Below are 17,567 nucleotides of genomic sequence, written 5' to 3'. Positions count from 1 at the left end.
TATAAAGCTTAGAAGATAATTTTTTTGCCTCATCAGGAACTGATTTTTCTAAGCTTGATAATACAAACTTATTGTTTTCTATAGATACCCCTTTCAGGGTTTTTATATTATCGGACACATATTTAAATTTACTATTTAGCAGCTCCAATCTAGATTTTAAATATTTTTCAACATCCAAGGACACTTTAAAATCAGTATTTTCAATAAGGGTGAAGAGCCATTATGGAGAGACATATTATATTCACTTGAATGTCCTAAAACATTTATTTTTGGAGAGAACTCGTTGCCCGATCCAGATATGCAGGTGCTCTCTGATCATGGTATTAAAATTGAGATTGTAGAGAAAGCTGGGCACTCTATGGCTTGGGAGAATCCAAAAGGGCTAGCTGAAGCAATTATAAAAGGCATATAAGTAAATTGAGAAAAATGAATTTGTTTTACATTCGAACTATTCTTATAGTGTGACTCAAATCCTACCGTTTTCATTTTTAAAGAATATGTTTAAAATATATTTTAGAGTAATTAAAACACGGATATAATCAAAGAATTTTTTGAATATATCCGTGTTTTGGTAATATATGTCTTAACGTATAAAATCCGCGTTTTGCGGTTACTACCCCACAATTAAATATTTTTTTTATAATTCTAATTATGAATAATAGCAATTGCAAACAATACCTATTAATAATTACTAGCTGATTGCGAAACTCTATAAAATTTTAGGGAAAAATTATATTATTCTTTTTGAATTTTATCGAACTTACTAAGCTGCAAATTAATTAGAACAAAATCTCCCTACGGTCGAGTTAGCAAATTCGCTTTTGTCTAACTATTAAATTGATGATAAGAATATATTGTTTTTATCGTTTGTAAAGTACTACAGAACTTTGAGCATCAACTACAACAGAATCACCTTTAAACTTCTTAATGGTTTTTATTCCTGCTTTTTTTCCATCAACAACAATATTCCACTTAGTATTTTCAGGTAACTTTATTGTGGTCTCAGTTTTATTTGAATTAAAAGCCACAACTATATTGTTCCATTTATCTTTGTTTGCATTATCTATAATTGAATAAGCTACAACATTAGCTGCAGTATTTATAAATTTTAGGTTATTCCTAATCATTTCAGCAGAATCCATTCTAAAGGCTGGATGAGTTTTCCTCAGTTGAATTAACCCTTTTACATAATTTACAGTATTAATATTATCCGACATTCTATTCCAATCAAGTAAATTTACACTGTCATCTGAATTATAGGAATTTGGATTTCCACCCTTGGTTCTTAAAAATTCTTGACCTGCCTGGAAGAAGGGAATTCCTTGTGAAGTAAAAATAATACTGTTTGCTAATCTATCCATTTTTAATCTCGTAGCATCGGTATCATTAGGATTAGTAAGAATAAGTTTATCCCACAATGTGTTGTTGTCATGAGCTTCTACATAAGCAACAGATTGCAATGGGTTAACCTTTCCCCAGGTTGTGATATCCTTTGAATAATCAATTGCACCTACGATACCTTTTTTGATATCTAGTTCTGCTCCAATTTTTCCATTAACAAAGCCTGTTCCTTTTGCATCAAATACACTACCTTTTATTCCGTCTCTAATAGTATCATTAAAAAAACTTATATTCGATAATTTATCTGCATTTTTCTGATCTGACTTATCTTCTGGTTTCAAGGTTGCACCCATATCCCAGCCTTCTCCAATAACTACTATACTTGGATCAATTTTATTTAAGGCTTTTCTTACCTCATTCATGGTTTGAGTATCAGTAAGACCCATAAGGTCAAATCTGAAACCATCTAAATTATATTCCTTAGCCCAATGAACTACAGAGTCCACAATAAATTTTCTTGCCATGGGATTTTCTGAAGCTATAGTATTTCCACATCCACTTTCATTAGCAAGAGTGCCATCAGTATTGTATCTAAAATAATAACCAGGTACTAGTTTATTAAAATTCGAGTTATCTGCACTAAACATATGGTTATAAACTACATCCATAGTTACTCTTAAATTGTTACCATGTAGGGATTGAACAGCTTCCTTTAATTCCTTAACTCTTATATTAGGATTATACGCATCTGTTGAGTAACTACCCTCTGGAGCATTGTAATTCTTAGGATCATAGCCCCAATTATACTGTGGTTTTGAAGAGGCTTCATCCACACTTGCATAATCAAATATAGGCATAAGCTGCACATGTGTTACACCTAGTTTCTTTATATAATCAATTCCAGTTTTTAATCCATTAGGTAATTTTGTACCTGTTTCAGTAAAAGCCAAAAATTTTCCCTTATTTTTCATTCCACTATTGGGATCAATAGAAAAATCTCTGACATGCGTTTCATATATTATTGCATTGTTTAACTTTCCGAATTTAGGTTTTTTGTTAGGTTCCCATTTATCAGGATTGGTATCCTTTAAATCTATTACAGCTCCTTTGTCTCCATTAGCAGAAACAGAACGAGCATAGGGATCCACAGCTTCATTCCATTTACCTTCAACATTAACCTTATATGTATAAAATATGTTCTTCCGGTCTCCTTTTAATTCTGCTACCCATGTTCCTTTTTCACTTTTATTCATATTGATAGCAGTACCAGTTTTGTCATCCCAATTTTTGTAGACTACCAGTTTAGCCTCAATAGCGGTAGGCGCCCATACTCTAAATCTTGTTTTATCCTTAGTATAAGTATTTCCTAGATCATTTCCAGCATAATAGAACTTTTTATCAAACTCATCACTTCCCATTGCATCTCCTGAAATTACATCATTAGAAATTACCTTTGTTTTACTTCGTGCAAACGTTTGCAAATCTGGCAATAAAAAAAATACATTTGTAAAAGCTAAAACTAATGTCAAAGACATTATCAGACCCTTATTAGTTTTTTTTATTCTTTTTAATTTCACAATTGCCCTCCTTAAAAATTATTTTCTTTATTTTCTCTTTATACCATTCGACATTAATTCAATTTTTCCTTTATATATTTTTCTAATAGGGGTAGTAACCGCAAAACGCGGATTTTATACGTTAAGACATGTATTACCAAAATACCGATATATTCAAAGAATTCTTTGAATATATCGGTATTTTAATTACTCTAAAATATATTTTAAACATATTTCTTAAAAATGAAAAAGGTAGGATTTGAGTCACACTAAAAGAAATATACGACAGAACTGAATCTAAAATTATGTTACATCAACTCTACAACTTGAAATTTATTGCTTAGACATTATACCCCTTTGCAATAATTTTTTTTAAATCTTCTTTTAAATTATTGCTTTTATACTCTCCACCATGGAAACATATAATTTTTTCAATATCCAAATTGACAATTTTCTTTAGTGAATTTATTTCTGCCCCTTTATCTAACACAAATTGTTCATCCGCAATACCTAATATACCACCTTCTGAAATTAACATGTCTCCACTTATTAAGGTTTTCATTGATTCAATATAAATAGAAATATGTCCTGGCATATGCCCTGATGTTTCAATAACCTTTACTCCATTACATATAATTTCATTATCTGTAACTGCTAAAGCAGAATCCAAATACTCTACACTTTTTATCATTTGTATAAACCCAGCGTCTGCCTCCAATTTTTCTGCCTGTTCTAATCGAAGTGATTTCTTTTTTCCTAAAACATATGGGATTTGCTCTGCGTGTAGTGCGTCAAAATATAGCTTTATGGAACTGCATTCCTAAGTCGAATTATAACTATAACACTAATAATTATCTAGCGATTAATTGCTTTTTTAATAATCACATTATTTCTATGACAAAAGCTCCTAATGACTTGACATCATCAGGAGCTTAATTTATGCTTATTATTAAAACTAGAGAAAGGAAAAGGGAGAACCCCCGCCATCCAAAGCAACGTTCTCCCTTTAAAATAAGAGTTAAAAACTCTTATAAAACTATTATTATGATAAGACTATTTTCACAATTATACAAGTGTTTTAATCAAATTTCTTTTAAAAATGAGATAGCTGCCTTTGATAAATATGTAAGCACGGTCAATACAGCGACTTTAGTATGTCCATTTTGTGGCGCTAAACATGCATTATCCTCATTTGATTCTTACAAACGTCATCTTGTGACCTATGGGAATAATACTGCTCAAGATAATACGATCACCATTCTCAGATATATTTGTTCATCCTGTGGACATACCCATGCCCTCCTACCTTCGGTAATTGTGCCGTATATGTCATTTAGTTTTAAATTCACTGTATCCCTCATCCATGACTATCTTGTACATAAATATCGCTCCGTGGAAGGTATGTGTGAGCATTATGGAATTGCTATATCTACATTCTATCGAATTTTAAAGAAGTTTAAAGAACATAAACAGCTATGGCTTGGCCTTTTAGAGGAAAAGCTTATTTCAAATTTAAGTTTTATACAGCATATCATAAATAGCTCTTTTGATGAAATTGAGAACTTTATAATACAATTTTTCAAGCAAAATGGTTTATCGTTTTTTCAAGGAACGTCATAATTTAACTATAACCATATTTTCTTCATTTTAATTTATCCATACCACTTAATACGATAATGGTCATTGGAATGCCCATGTGATACCATTTTTCTAGAGGTGATGATAAATGAATAACAAAGAAATAATCGAAATAGCATCTATTAGATTAGCACTAATAGCCCCTGCTATAAATAATACTTTTACTGAGCAATCTAAAATTGCTTATTATAGACGTGTTTCTATTAACCCTGTAAAATTACCTAACGGTAATTCAGTTTTGTATAGCCCGGGGACGCTTTCTAATTGGGAATTAGAGTATAATAGATTTGGTTTTGATGCCCTTCTTCCGAAGACGCGTAGCGATATAGGTCAAACCAAACCAGAAAGCTAAGTGATGTAGCCATAGAGCAGATATACACTTTAAAAAACAACTTCCCTAGAATTAATGCTACGCTTATATATTATAAACTCATCGAAGATGGCTTTATTAAAGAAAATGATGTATCAATTTCGACAGTTCAGCGGTTTATAAAAAACAAGGACCTTAAATCTGCTAGATGTATCAACATGAAAGATAGAAAAGCTTTTGAAGAAGAGTTTGCAACTGGTATGTATCAATGAGACACGTGTTACGGTCCATTTATAACTGAAAATGGTGAGCGTAAGCGGACGTACGTAATTATGCTAATAGATGATAAGTCTAGGCTAATAGTAGGCGGTAGATTCTTTTACAATGATAATTCTTATAACTTTCAGAAAGTACTTAAAGAGGCTGTAGCTAGGTATGGAATTCCCAATAAAATTTATTTGGATAATGGTTCTCCGTACAGAAATGAGCAATTAAGCCTTATATGCGGCTCTCTTGGAATAGTAGAGCTCCACACAATGGTAAGAGATGGGGCATCAAAAGGAAAGGTAGAAGGAAATTTTAGGACATTAAAAAGCAGATGGCTAAATGCATTAGATGTAGAATCCATTTCCTCCTTAGCGGAGCTAAATGATGAATTATTCACCTATATTAATAAGCATAACATAACTATTCATTCTTCTACAAATCAGCGCCCTATTGATAGATATAAGAGCGATTTAGCTCATGTGAAAGTAGCATCTAACAGTGAATGGCTAGATAATTGTTTTATGAATCGCGTACAACGCAGAGTAAATAATGATGCAACTATAAGCATTGATAAAACCTCTTATGATGTACCTATGCAATTTATAAAACAGAAGGTTGAAGTGCGGTATCTACCTGATGACCTGGACAGTGGTTATATCTATTATGAGAAGATTAAATATAGCATTAGAAAAACAAACAAGGTTGAAAATGGTAAAACTAAACGTAAAAACCCACTTAATATAGACTATTCAAAGGATGGTATTAAATATGTTTAAGCAGTTTTATGGTATGAGCTTAAACCCTTTTGAAAAAGGCATTAAAGAAAAAGATGCATATATATCAAGGGATTTAAAAGAAATGATATCAAGACTTGATTATATTAATGAAACTAGAGGCATTGGATTATTTACGGCTTCGGCTGGGTCTGGAAAAACTTTTGCTCTTAGATGTTTCGCGAAGAAAGTCAATCCGAATTTAGCAAAGGTTATTTATCTTTGCCTTACTACCGTAACTACTACTGAGTTTTATCGTCAGTTTTGTATCTCCTTAGGACTTGAACCTTCCTCTCGTAAATCAGATATGTTTAAAAGTATAAAAGATTATATGGAAAGCATGAGCAGTGACAAACGTCTTCATTACATACTTGTATGGGATGAAGCACAGTATTTGAGTAACGACATATTAAAGGAATTAAAACTACTCATGAATTTTTCTATGGACTCAAAGGATTGTTTTTCACTGATTTTAATAGGCCACCCTATACTTAATAACATCTTAGAAAAACAGATACATGAAGCATTAAAGCAAAGGATCATAATAAATTATGATTTTGAAGGGCTTTCAGAGACTGAGGCTATAGAATACATTCATTCTAGACTCTCATTGGCAGGTGCTTCTTCTGAAATAATTGATGATAATGCCATTTTAGCTGCATATAGCAGCTGCGCTGGTTCTATAAGACGTCTAAATATGATATTAACAAAGTCTTTAATAATAGGTGCGCAGCACGAAAAAACAATAATTGACACGGACACAATAATGGCTGCAGCCAATGAAATATCACTTCGTTAACCGTAAATTATTTTTTAGGAGGATTGTCTATGCCAATTAAATTTGAGTGTACAATGAAAACGGGCAAAAAAACAGAAAACTGGTCTGGGATGATAACTAAATTAACTGAATTTGGGAGTCATTATGAGCTTAAGATTGAAAGTAGAAGTGGATTTATTGTAGTTATAGGTAAAACAAGTTATGGTAATTTTGCTTGTATTCCTGATTATGATGTAGGATGTCATCTCTCTACCTTAAAAGATTTATTTTGGAACTCTGAACGCTTACGTGAAATTATGAATAAAGTAGATGCCATAACTGTGGCTCACGCATTACAAGCTATCGCTGAACATATTGATTTAAACTAACGTACTTGGGTAGCTATTATTGCTACTCATTTTTTATATAAAAGTGGCCTGCCGGCTAAGAGAAATTATATTAATAAAGTGATTTTTTCTTATTGATAAAGTGAGTTTATAGGTATAATCTGACGTAAATCACATATTAATAATAGAAATAAAATGACGTTTCAATTAGTTATAATTTGCCGTTTAACACTCTGCGGAACACTTCACCTTTACAGAAGGATATTTTTTTACAAGTTCCTTTACTGCTCCCATATGGTCATGGTCGTGGTGAGTTAAAATAACTTGTTAAAGATTTCTGGTATCCAACCTATTTTGCTCAAAAGCTTTTTCTATTACTGACAAAAACATAGGATAACCTGTGTCAATTAAAATTAAATCATCATTGTTTTTAATTACAACTGATTAAATATAAAATTTCATTTCACCCATTTCAAACAATAATGGTAACGTTATTAGTTCAGCCATTTCATTTCCTCCTTTTTTTAAATATTTTACATATACGACCTATTTGTTAGTATATCATTACGGTAAATATAATTCTAATTTTTATAAATTATTGTAATATATCCCTCAAAGGTCTCATATTATCTATTAAATTGTAATCAGAATTATTGTCAAAGTTATACTGACCAATAAAATTAATATGTTCCCATCCAAGTGGAGAAACGTGTCTTAGAAGAGATTTGTCAACTCCTTCTTTTTCCTTAAGTTTCTCAACTGCTTTAGGTAAGTACATGGTATTCTAAAGAGTTATGGAGTTTATAATTATACTTAAAGCAGTAGCTCTCTGTAACTGTCCTTGAATATCTTTTTCATGAAGCATTCCATATTTACCAAAAAATATGGCTCTAGCCAGTGCATTCATTGCTTCACCTTTATTCAATCCTATCTGGATTTTTCTTCTGAAATCTTCGTCTGATTAATAATCAAGGATAAAAATAGTTACTCTGTCTTTAGTTTTAAATCTCTTATATCCATATAGTTTTAATATTTCTTCTAAATGTTCATATCTTGTGGGCTGTCGCTTTTATGATTGAAATTCAAAAGTACTGATTTTTAATTGTTCTGCAATATACAATATTATTTCATAAGGTATATTTTCAAAATCCATCAAGGTCCACCCTGCAAATCTAATTATACAGAGCTGAACTGCGAATCCTAGTTTACTACTAGATTAGTAAATCTTTTGCCTTCCTTAGAGTCTTTATACAGATTGTCAAATACGTCTTGCATATTATAATATTCATTATTTCTTAGTTTCTGTCTTTTCTCTAATTTAAAGTTTTCCTTCAAGTCAATTACTACCCCTTACGGTATTTCATTTCTCTTAGTCTCACCAGAACCTTGAATTATTCAGTATTTAATTTTCAAATAACAATTTGTCTAGTGGCTATTGCTAGGAGACCGTTACAGAATCCATTGTAGCTTTATGCCACCACTTTCACTTGGATTAAGATAAGTTATACGTGCGTTTTCCTTATCACTACTTCATGGGGAATAAACCCTCCGTATTCCAAGCTTCCCTTGTTCCGTTATTACTATCTTTACATATATCCTTAGGTCATTGGTATAAGCCTTGTAAGCTTGATAATGCCTGTAACATTATATGGATTTTCATATAAGAAAATCTTACTTGTCCACACTCACAAACACATATGTGTTATACTCATTTTTAAGTATTCAGCATAAAGACCCGTACATTCACAATTTCGTCAGTTCTTATGAACATCCTAACCATAAATATTTTATAGACTCCCGGCCTATCATACACTCGACCACCTCTGGTTCGCTATTCGTGTAGGCATGGTATTTCTTCTACTTACGGTGTACTCTCAGCCAACTTCACCGAGCTTCTAACATTTAGGTGTTTACTCACCACCACGCTAGTCGGAGACTTAGAGAAAGCATTTCAAGGCGTTACCCTTTCATTCTACTTTTTGTTATAACAGTTCTAATTTCTGAATTCAATCAACTAATTAGTCTAAGCTTTTCACTTAGAAACAAGTCGCACTTCTCATACTATGGGTCCCTATATGAGTACTTAGCTTTACATTATCCTGTTGTTATTGGCAAGTACTTTTGGAGAAATTTCGGCAAACTATTTTACTGAATTTATCCCAGTATATTTTTCCCATTTAACTGCTAAAATATAGATTTTCTGTGCTCCAACCTATAGCTCTTTCCAATCATGTTAAAAAGTTCGCACCTATAAGATATTCTATCTAATACAGCTGTTGTTAATGCTGGGTCTCCTAAAAGCTCTACCCATTCTTCGAATCCTTTGTTAGAAGTTATAATTAGTGATGCCTGTTCATGAAGGGATGATATTAATTGAAAGAACAAATTAGCCTCATCTCTAGTTATAGGAAGATATCCGACCTCATCAATTATAACGAGGCTTGAAGAAAGGATTCTATTTAGTTTACCTTTGCTTTTTCTTGATATCTGCTGAGTTTTCAAAACATGCATCAGATTATCCATAGTTACAAAACTTACCTTATAACCTGCCTCAACGGCTTTATAACCCAAGGCAATAGCTGTGTGAGACTTCCCAACGCCCGGTGGGCCTAAAAATATAAGATTATACATCCTATCTATCCATTCCATTTCCATGAGTCTGTTTATTTGTTTCTTTGTTATTGATTTTTGAAATAGAAAATCAAATTCCTCCATTGTCTTTTTAACTGGAAAGTCAGCATATTTAAGTCTTTTTTCTTGTGTTTTCTGATCTTTCAAAACAACCTCATTTTTAAGTATTGATAATAGAAAGTCTTGATAGGAAACATTACCTAACTCACCTTTTTCAATAATTTTATCTGCATCTACATTTAAATAGTTTAGCTTAAGATTTTTGGCATACTCTTTGATTAATTCTAATTTCTCCATGATTGCTTGTCCTCCTTCAAAGCATCAATATAGTCACTTATACTTCTTACTTCCGGTTTTAACCCTCTATACTTTGATGGTATAGATAACTTGTCAATTACAGATTTTTTATCAACTTTTGCAATATCCTGTATCGCAAGATATTCAAGGGTTTCTTTAAACATTCCAGCACTCCACAAGTTTCGTATAACACAATAATTCAATGCTTGTTCTATTAGCGAAGCTTCATATGAATGTACTATATTTAGTATTGAACCAAATTGATCTTTGCAGTATCTTGGTTTTTCACGTTTTATGCCATCTAGTAGCATTTTTGCATTTTCAGTTTTACCGAGGGCAAAAAACAATCTTTCATAAACTTGGTCAATAGAACTGTGAATATCCCTTTCGGGATGAATTATTTTTATAAGTTCACCCTGCCTTGTACTTACTTGATGACTTGCTATTAATACACCTGTATCAAAATCAACTATATTCATTTTGGAGCCTTTTATCATTAATTTAAGTTCTTTACCTGGGCTATAAGTTCCTTTGGGCACTTGATACCTGTTCTGTTTATGGTAAGTTGTATAATGAAATGACCGAAGAGTAACAAAAAATAAAGACTCAAGAGAAATACTCTTGTATAATGTTAAGTGACTAAACCAACATATACGGGAGGATTTCAAATGAGTCAATTAGATTTTATCACACAGAGCAGAAAAGGTAAACACATAACATACGAGGAACGCATAAAGTTAGAAGCTTTACACAAAATGGGACTTAATTCAACTCGTATTGCGGAGCAAATAGGTGGGCGCTCAGAACGTACAATAAGGCGTGAAATTGCTAAAGGAATTGTAGAACTATTGAATAGTGACTTAACCACTCGAATGGAATATAGCGCAGAAATTGGGCAGTCAGAGCATGACAAACAAGGTACCGCTAAAGGTCCTGCATTAAAAATAGGAAAAGATCATAAATTGGTGAAGTACTTAGAAAAAGCTATTGGTATAGATGGCGAATCTCCGTATGCAGCTATTCAAAATATCACAAATAAAGATCTACAATTTGAAACAACTATTTGCTTCAAAACTGTGTATAACTATTTGGATAATAATTTGTTTTTAAATATAAGTAACAAAGATCTGCCTGTTAAAAAGAATGCTAAAAAGAGAAACTATAAAAAAATAAGATCAGCGTATAACAATACCAAAGGAACTAGCATATCGGAGAGACCTGCAGCGGTAGCTGCACGTGATGAGATAGGCCACTGGGAAATGGACACTGTAGTTGGCAAACAGGGTACAAAAACTGTCTTGATGGTGTTAAGTGAAAGAGTAACTCGTAAGGAGTTAGTCTTTAAAATACCATCTAAATCACAGGCGGCTGTCGTGAAAGAATTGGACAAATTGGAGCGTAAAATGGGAATGTTATTCTCGAAAACATTTAAAACAATCACCTGTGATAACGGCTGTGAGAACCTTGATTTCGAGGGTATTGAGAACTCAGTAAGAAATAAACGAAAGAGAACTAAAGTATATTATGCTCACCCATATAGTTCATGGGAGCGAGGCACAAACGAAAATATCAATAAAATGATACGACGATTTATCCCAAAAGGTGTGGATATTTCAGCATTCTCTAAAAAACAAATTATGCAAATACAGCACTGGATCAACAATTATCCAAGAAGGATTTTCAACGGTTTATCTGCCAATATGATGGAACAGAAAACCATTACAACTTAACATTATATTTTTCTTGAAAATTTCGGACATTTTATATTGCAATCTACAACCTGTTCTGTTTATACAAAATTACATTGTTTTTTCGTACAGCATAAGTTAAACTAGTATTAAATGAATTTTTTTCAAAGAGTTCAGGTACTGGTAGCAAGTGTTTCTTTTCGAGAGCAAACACTTCTGCCGGTATTTTTTTCGTTATTTCATGTTTTTTACCATTGCCTGTTCTATCTAGCCATTTGAATGAGTCTTCATTAAAGGAATCAACATCTATAAATACTCTGTTTATAGCAAAGTTATATTTTGAGTATTTTACCACAGATTCTATTTTCCCCTTACTTTGAGGATCAAAACCTCTACAAAGCCTAACTTTATATTTCATAGTATTAATATAATTTTGAAAACCTTCGGTATAAATAATGTCTCCAGAATTCTCGGCTACTGCAAGCACACGATCTTGGTCATACACTATTTCAATAGGCATACCACCAAGATATTCAAAAGCTCGATTATGAGCATCAATAAAAGAGGCGGTAGTAAATGGTTTGTCTGTCCAAAGTATGTATTTATACCTTGAATGTGATAAAACCATTGCAAAGCAATACACTTTTACTTTGTTTCCATTTAATCTTTTGAGCCATATTTGACCCATATCAACCTGAGCTTGGTAGCCCATGGGAAGTTCATGTACTTCCTCAAATTGTCTTATTGGCGAAGCCTTAGGCAGATTGTATTCTTTCCTTAAATTACTAATATAAAGCCTTAAAGACCTTTCTTTAAATTTTACATCACCATATCTTTCCTTTATCCAATCAAGTACTTGTGCTGCTGACATATCTCTGAAATCAGTAATCCATTCTAAAATATCATCTTTGTAGATATCAATTTTTTTATGTCTATTCTTCGATTGAATAGTGACTTTAGCATATTCACCAGGATCCATGTCCCAATACTTTTGAACTGTTTTGTAATTTATATTTAGAGCTCTTTCAACCTGTGATTTATTAAATCCAAGTGCTTTATATTGTTTTATTTCACTAAACATATTCCATCCTTTCAATTTTAAATTCCCCCTCTGTAAAATATATCTCTAATTGTATCAGAGAAGGAATTATTATTGTACTTAACTGGAAATTATTCTCCTTTTTTGTTTGCCGAAATATCACCCTTTTAGTTTACCGCTAACACCTGTATGTCATTGAATATCCTCCAGGCCATTTTTACACTTAAAGGGCTATTGCCTCCTTGTCTTGATTTAAAAATATACTCATCATCAGATGGCTTATCTATATGCTCAAAATACCCCAAAAGAGCTTTTTTCATAGATTCATTTATAGGAAAAACTTTTTGTTTGCTTGTCTTTTTTTCAATTGGCCTAATTTCTTTTTTTAGTTCTCCAATTTCATAAAAAACATCCTCCCATTTTAATTTTACAATATCACTTACCCTTAGAGCTGAATTTATACCTACAACAAATATAGTATAATCTTTAAATTTTTCCCAAACAGATAATTTTTTACTGCCTGAATTTCTCTTTTACTTTTTATTGGATCTACTGTTTTGCTTCCTTTTTTCATTTTATCATTTGCCATTTTTATCCCTCGCTTAGTTAGTGTTATCAATACTATAATTATACTTTAACTAACTGGTTTTGAGCAAAAAAATAAGAGCTTTATCATTTAGCGATCAAACCCTAGCTATATCAATGCTTTATATTGATATTATATATTTTTTTGAGTTAGAACTATTACATATTAATTCTAAGTCAGAACATTAAAATAATAGTATCAAATTGTAAATAACTGGCTTAACGTTGTAAATTTACGCTTTGCGAGCACTACCCCTTTAGGGTAGTGGATGTAAGCCCTCACTATCCTTGACTTTGAATATATTTTTCAATAATTTCCTTGTTTACATTTCCGATACTACAAGCAAAATAACCATCTCCCCAAAGTATACGCTCATTCCAAAAATGTTTTTCTTCGGCAATATCATTCAATATTTGCTTGATTTGATTGCCATATTTAATTAACAATTGCATGCGATACTTACAAACAAATATTAAATGCACCATTATCAAGTATTTGCTGTGATTCCTTGATGTATAATCCATACACAAATCCTTTCATAAACTTATAAGGCGTTAATAAATCAACTCTAGGAACTTTCTTAATTTCGTTTAATCTTATATATGCTCCACCATTTTGAGTCCCTTTAACACTATAAATTTTTCCTTCATAATTAACTAAATCATTAGGTTGATAGAAATATTTAACCTTTCTTATTCTTCTCTGTCCTTTTGATAGCTTCTTACCCCTATATTGATGTAAATTTTCAGAATTTAAATTTTTATTTCTAGTTCTTCTGCCGTTGTTTAAATCTCCACCACTTACTTTTTCTCCAGTTCGTATATCAATATATTTAGAATCATAAAATTTTTCTAAACTTCTATTATTTCTTCTTACTTGTTTAACCTCAAATATCTTTGAATTTCTAACTTGGTTAATACCTTTAACTATAGCAAAAGCATCATTATAATGAGTTTTTTCTATTTTGTTTTCAATCCTATGATTTTTTGTTATATAGCCATAAGTTGTCTCAATATTACTATGGTTTTCTTTTAACTTATTGACTAAATACCATCTAATCATACTCATAAAGGTAGCATCTTTAAATCCTCTAACTTTCTTACCTTCCATACACCAATCGTATAAGAATTTTCCTTTTTTATGGTTAGGAGAAGTGTGGCACTTGTTACATAAAGTTATTAAATTACTAGGAGAATCTGTTCCACCATGACTTTTAAATTTAATATGATGTACTTCTAATATTTGTTCTTTGCCTTTGTTCTTACAGTTAGGATTTTGACATTTGTGATTATCTCTATGAAGTACATATTCTCTAGTATTCCAAAATGCCATCATATCTCCCTGTTGGTATTCTACTCCACTAATATTGTCATTCTTCATTTTTTGAATGTCAAAGCTCGCAACTTCTATAATACATTTAGTTATTGGCAATATCTTATATAAACTATCAATAAACTTAATATGAGAATCTAATTTGTGTTGTAAACTAGGTGCTAACCACCCTTTTGGTTTTGATTTTGTCCTATTGCTCCATCTAGTTTTTCTATGCCTTAATCTTGAACGTCTTATTTTTCTATATCTTGACTTTTCTAATAATCTTTCTTTCATACCTTGTAGTAATGTTAATTCACCTACAATTAATTCTTTCTTTTCAGTTACAGCAGAAAATCCAACATTGTTATATCCACTATCAATTCCTAATGTAATATCCTGCTTGTATCCACTACTACCAAAAATTAATTGAATTGTGAATGGCTTAATTGTTACAACTTTTGCTTTCTTTTGTTTTAGCAATAACCTAGATTTTCTAGGTGTAGTAGGCATTAATGCTTTTCCTATTTTGTTTAATACGTAGACTATCATAAAGTCTACCTCCTTTCAGAGTTGGTTCTCTTCGCCAATGTTATGCAAGGTTTTGAATATCTAACTCACTTCTCCTACCATCAGAGATGTTTAAAATTAGACCGTAGTGTTCAAGACTAGAGAAGTATCTTGAAGTACCTATATATTCTCACATAACGTAGTCTGTTAAGTCTTAGGCTATTCAACCGACTTGTTTACTCCTACAAGCCACTACCCTTTAGGGTAGTTGGTAGTTGACACCTACCAATTAAATATAAGCGCTATTAATACTAATATGATGTGAGTCATGTTCATTAACGCAAAATTTTTCACGGATAAAATGAAGGTTTCACTTTTAATAGGGTTTTGGTGAAATAATTTTATATTTTTATTCAATGGTATTATAGTTAAAATTACCAGCAATGATGAAACTGGTGAAATTTTCAATATAACTAAAATTATAATATCTAGGTATGCAATATAATATAGGGTCTTAAATAAGGTAAGTGCATTCCCCTTACCTAAATAGTAAGGCAACGTGTATCTCTTATTTGTTATATCCTCTTCAAGATCGCAAATGTTATTAGCAAGCATTATAGTTGCTATGCCATTGATTGTTGGGATGGAGATCAAGAAGATATAAAATAATTCTACTAGATTTATGCTGATGTTTAACATATTACTAACATACATGATAGAAATTATATTTCTATCAGATATATGAATGTAACAAGCTAAAAATAGAATTATAAATCCCATAAATACTCCAGAAAATACTTCGCCTAGTGGCATACGTGAAATTGGAATAGGCCCATATGTATAGAATATACCTGCTAAAAATGAAATAATTCCAATTAAGAGCACAACTACATTAGTGTTTAAAGTTAATAGAATCCCAAAGAAAATTGCTATTGCAAGTAAGGTAAAAATTATAGCTACAGCTGTGGATTCTTTGATGTTATATCTTATGATTCCATTTTTATTTTCATGATTATGTCTGTTACACTTTAAATCTTTTTTGTAATCAATATAATTGTTAATTGCGGTTGTAGCCATATCGAATGTTAATAGTGAGATACCCATAATAATAAAATTTTTCAAATTAAAGCTTTTATATCGGTATAAAGAATAAAGTGTTCCCAATATAAATGGTATCATACTGGCCAATTTTGTTTTAATTTCAATAAATTCAAGAAAACTAATTAAATACAATTTTAAACCCTCCTGTTAAATAATAAATTCTTAGCTATAGTTTGTTTGACTTTCAAAATAATCCATGATATTATCATTGTAAACCATAAATTTAATTGGGTTTACAATTTTTCAGACATCATATTTATAATTTTTTAGGGAGGAATTTATTTTGAAATTATCTACACGAGATTTAATAATTACTGCATTATTTACTGCATTAACGGCAGTAGGAGGCTTTATTTCTATACCTCTAGGTCCAGTTCCTATAACGCTACAATCTTTTTTTGTTCTTTTATCTGGACTTATATTAGGTGCCAAGTTAGGTGCACTATCTCAAATCACATACCTTATTTTGGGGTTAATTGGATTACCTGTTTTTTCTGGCGGAACAGGAGGATTAACTTCTGTAGTAAGTCCTACCTTTGGATTTTTAATATCTTTTATTGTTGTAGCATATGTAATTGGCAAGATTACAGAGAAAAATAAATCTCTTTCTACAATAATATGTTCTGTTATTTTAGGAAGTTCCGTAATGTATCTTATGGGGATACCCTACTTTTATTTTATTTTTACGAATTATTTAGGGAAAAATATAAATTTTTATGCAGCTCTTAAATACGCTTGCATACCATTTATACCTGGAGATATTATAAAGGCAATTATAGCTATAATCATAGCTAAACAATTAATCTCTAGATTATCAAAACATTCGAATTCCAATTAATATTCATAAGTTATTGTAGTATTTTAGGAGATAATCTAATGATATCTTCTAAAATACATATTTAATATCATTTAGGGGCATGAAAATAAATAACAAGTCAAAGCTGTTAGTATACTGACTTATTATTTAGTTGAATATCCCTTATTCCCAGGTTGTCCATATCTCTGGTACATAGCCCACAGTGGCTTCCTTTCCATTACGTACTATAGGGGTATTAAGAAGTTGAGGATTTTTCAATAAAATTTCTTCTTTAGTCTCCTCACCTCTAATTTGCTGTAAATTTGATTTTTTATAATCCTTTGCTTTCGTGTTAATTAAATTGTTTAATCCTACAGAATGTTTCACACTTTGTAATTCACCCTTACTTAGTCCTTTAATATTTAAATCTATAAATTGATATTTTATATTTCTTTCCTTAAAATATCGTTCAGTTTTTTGTGTGTCAAAACACTTTTTTCTTCCAAAACATTGAATATTCATCTTTGAAATTCTCCTTAAAATATATTATTCTATTTTTTTAAAATGGTTAAATAATCACCTGCGGTGTCGCGGCAAAGACTTCTGAAATGTCGTTAGA

Annotated in this window: 22 protein-coding genes and 1 pseudogene; 8 read left to right on the top strand and 15 right to left on the bottom strand. The window is 31.2% G+C overall.

The genetic code is table 11. The features are described from left to right. The first annotated feature begins 283 nt into the window (after positions 1–283). Positions 284–412, top strand: a complete 129-nt coding sequence (locus tag KTC94_RS02655) for a hypothetical protein (protein WP_258280675.1) — start codon at positions 284–286, stop codon at positions 410–412. 448 nt (positions 413–860) lie between these two features. Here the strand turns inward: KTC94_RS02655 and pulA are convergent, their stop codons facing one another. Next, complete coding sequence (gene pulA, locus KTC94_RS02650; protein WP_304518677.1) at positions 861–2,918, bottom strand: type I pullulanase; 2,058 nt, start codon at positions 2,916–2,918, stop codon at positions 861–863. 319 nt (positions 2,919–3,237) lie between these two features. Further along, positions 3,238–3,588 (bottom strand): MBL fold metallo-hydrolase, encoded by a 351-nt coding sequence (locus tag KTC94_RS02645; RefSeq protein WP_258280673.1) that lies wholly within the window; start codon positions 3,586–3,588, stop codon positions 3,238–3,240. Between the two features lie 248 nt (positions 3,589–3,836). Between KTC94_RS02645 and KTC94_RS02640 the strand changes: the two genes are divergently transcribed. From KTC94_RS02640 to KTC94_RS02620, 5 genes are all read left to right on the top strand, one after another. Next, positions 3,837–4,517 carry a DUF6431 domain-containing protein gene (locus tag KTC94_RS02640; RefSeq protein WP_220286544.1) on the top strand — a complete coding sequence of 227 codons (681 nt, stop codon included), beginning with the start codon at positions 3,837–3,839 and terminating at the stop codon, positions 4,515–4,517. Positions 4,518–4,623: 106 nt separating this feature from the next. Continuing rightward, positions 4,624–4,887, top strand: a complete 264-nt coding sequence (locus tag KTC94_RS02635; RefSeq protein ID WP_258876473.1) for a hypothetical protein — start codon at positions 4,624–4,626, stop codon at positions 4,885–4,887. A 290-nt stretch (positions 4,888–5,177) separates the two neighbouring features. Next, positions 5,178–5,888, top strand: coding sequence for a Mu transposase C-terminal domain-containing protein (locus tag KTC94_RS02630; protein WP_258876474.1), 711 nt, complete (start codon positions 5,178–5,180; stop codon positions 5,886–5,888). Then, entirely contained in the window at positions 5,881–6,684 is an 804-nt protein-coding gene (locus tag KTC94_RS02625) for an ExeA family protein (protein ID WP_220320550.1), read from the top strand. The genes KTC94_RS02630 and KTC94_RS02625 overlap by 8 nt, the downstream gene beginning before the upstream one ends. Before the next feature lie 29 nt (positions 6,685–6,713). After that, a complete protein-coding gene (locus KTC94_RS02620) occupies positions 6,714–7,031 on the top strand; it encodes a DUF6618 family protein (protein WP_220320551.1) in 318 nt (105 codons plus the stop codon). A gap of 183 nt (positions 7,032–7,214) precedes the next feature. Here the strand turns inward: KTC94_RS02620 and KTC94_RS02615 are convergent, their stop codons facing one another. The 6 genes and pseudogenes from KTC94_RS02615 to KTC94_RS02595 form a co-directional block, all read right to left on the bottom strand. Then, entirely contained in the window at positions 7,215–7,310 is a 96-nt protein-coding gene (locus KTC94_RS02615; protein ID WP_258280757.1) for an MBL fold metallo-hydrolase, read from the bottom strand. 274 nt (positions 7,311–7,584) lie between these two features. Beyond that, a pseudogene (locus KTC94_RS02610) lies at positions 7,585–7,974 on the bottom strand (Tn3 family transposase); the annotation flags it as partial. Positions 7,975–8,058: 84 nt separating this feature from the next. After that, complete coding sequence (locus KTC94_RS17705; protein ID WP_369811893.1) at positions 8,059–8,142, bottom strand: hypothetical protein; 84 nt, start codon at positions 8,140–8,142, stop codon at positions 8,059–8,061. 47 nt (positions 8,143–8,189) lie between these two features. Further along, a complete protein-coding gene (locus KTC94_RS02605) occupies positions 8,190–8,324 on the bottom strand; it encodes a hypothetical protein (protein WP_258280672.1) in 135 nt (44 codons plus the stop codon). 849 nt (positions 8,325–9,173) lie between these two features. Next, a complete protein-coding gene (gene istB, locus KTC94_RS02600) occupies positions 9,174–9,917 on the bottom strand; it encodes an IS21-like element helper ATPase IstB (RefSeq protein WP_220320588.1) in 744 nt (247 codons plus the stop codon). Next, positions 9,905–10,396, bottom strand: a complete 492-nt coding sequence (locus KTC94_RS02595; protein ID WP_304518676.1) for a hypothetical protein — start codon at positions 10,394–10,396, stop codon at positions 9,905–9,907. Before KTC94_RS02595 ends, istB begins: the two co-directional genes overlap by 13 nt. 189 nt (positions 10,397–10,585) lie before the next feature. Between KTC94_RS02595 and KTC94_RS02590 the strand changes: the two genes are divergently transcribed. Further along, complete coding sequence (locus tag KTC94_RS02590) at positions 10,586–11,647, top strand: IS30 family transposase (protein ID WP_220320590.1); 1,062 nt, start codon at positions 10,586–10,588, stop codon at positions 11,645–11,647. Positions 11,648–11,690: 43 nt separating this feature from the next. On the opposite strand, the gene istA is transcribed toward KTC94_RS02590, so the two are convergent. From istA to menA, 6 genes are all read right to left on the bottom strand, one after another. After that, positions 11,691–12,701, bottom strand: coding sequence for an IS21 family transposase (gene istA, locus KTC94_RS02585; RefSeq protein WP_304518675.1), 1,011 nt, complete (start codon positions 12,699–12,701; stop codon positions 11,691–11,693). 110 nt (positions 12,702–12,811) lie between these two features. Further along, positions 12,812–13,078, bottom strand: coding sequence for a hypothetical protein (locus KTC94_RS02580; protein ID WP_304518714.1), 267 nt, complete (start codon positions 13,076–13,078; stop codon positions 12,812–12,814). A 29-nt stretch (positions 13,079–13,107) separates the two neighbouring features. Continuing rightward, positions 13,108–13,233 (bottom strand): hypothetical protein, encoded by a 126-nt coding sequence (locus KTC94_RS02575; protein ID WP_258280671.1) that lies wholly within the window; start codon positions 13,231–13,233, stop codon positions 13,108–13,110. A gap of 278 nt (positions 13,234–13,511) precedes the next feature. Beyond that, entirely contained in the window at positions 13,512–13,682 is a 171-nt protein-coding gene (locus tag KTC94_RS02570; protein ID WP_369811883.1) for a transposase, read from the bottom strand. Between the two features lie 7 nt (positions 13,683–13,689). Next, entirely contained in the window at positions 13,690–15,093 is a 1,404-nt protein-coding gene (gene iscB, locus KTC94_RS02565; protein ID WP_258280670.1) for an RNA-guided endonuclease IscB, read from the bottom strand. 240 nt (positions 15,094–15,333) lie between these two features. Next, entirely contained in the window at positions 15,334–16,284 is a 951-nt protein-coding gene (menA, locus tag KTC94_RS02560; protein ID WP_220320176.1) for a 1,4-dihydroxy-2-naphthoate polyprenyltransferase, read from the bottom strand. Positions 16,285–16,435: 151 nt separating this feature from the next. On the opposite strand from menA, the gene KTC94_RS02555 reads away from it, so the two are divergent. Further along, the gene (locus tag KTC94_RS02555; protein WP_220320177.1) at positions 16,436–16,990 is read left to right on the top strand and encodes a biotin transporter BioY; all 555 of its coding nucleotides are present in this window, start codon (positions 16,436–16,438) and stop codon (positions 16,988–16,990) included. Between the two features lie 141 nt (positions 16,991–17,131). Here KTC94_RS02555 and KTC94_RS02550 read toward each other — a convergent pair whose 3' ends face one another. Beyond that, positions 17,132–17,470, bottom strand: coding sequence for an arsenate reductase family protein (locus KTC94_RS02550; RefSeq protein ID WP_220320178.1), 339 nt, complete (start codon positions 17,468–17,470; stop codon positions 17,132–17,134). Positions 17,471–17,567: the final 97 nt, after the last annotated feature.

The sequence above is a fragment of the Clostridium sp. CM028 genome, assembly GCF_030585565.1.
Classification (GTDB): domain Bacteria; phylum Bacillota; class Clostridia; order Clostridiales; family Clostridiaceae; genus Clostridium_AD; species Clostridium_AD estertheticum_B.
The sequence above is the reverse complement of the archived record's forward strand: the minus strand, read 5'-3'. Positions and strand labels throughout refer to the sequence as shown.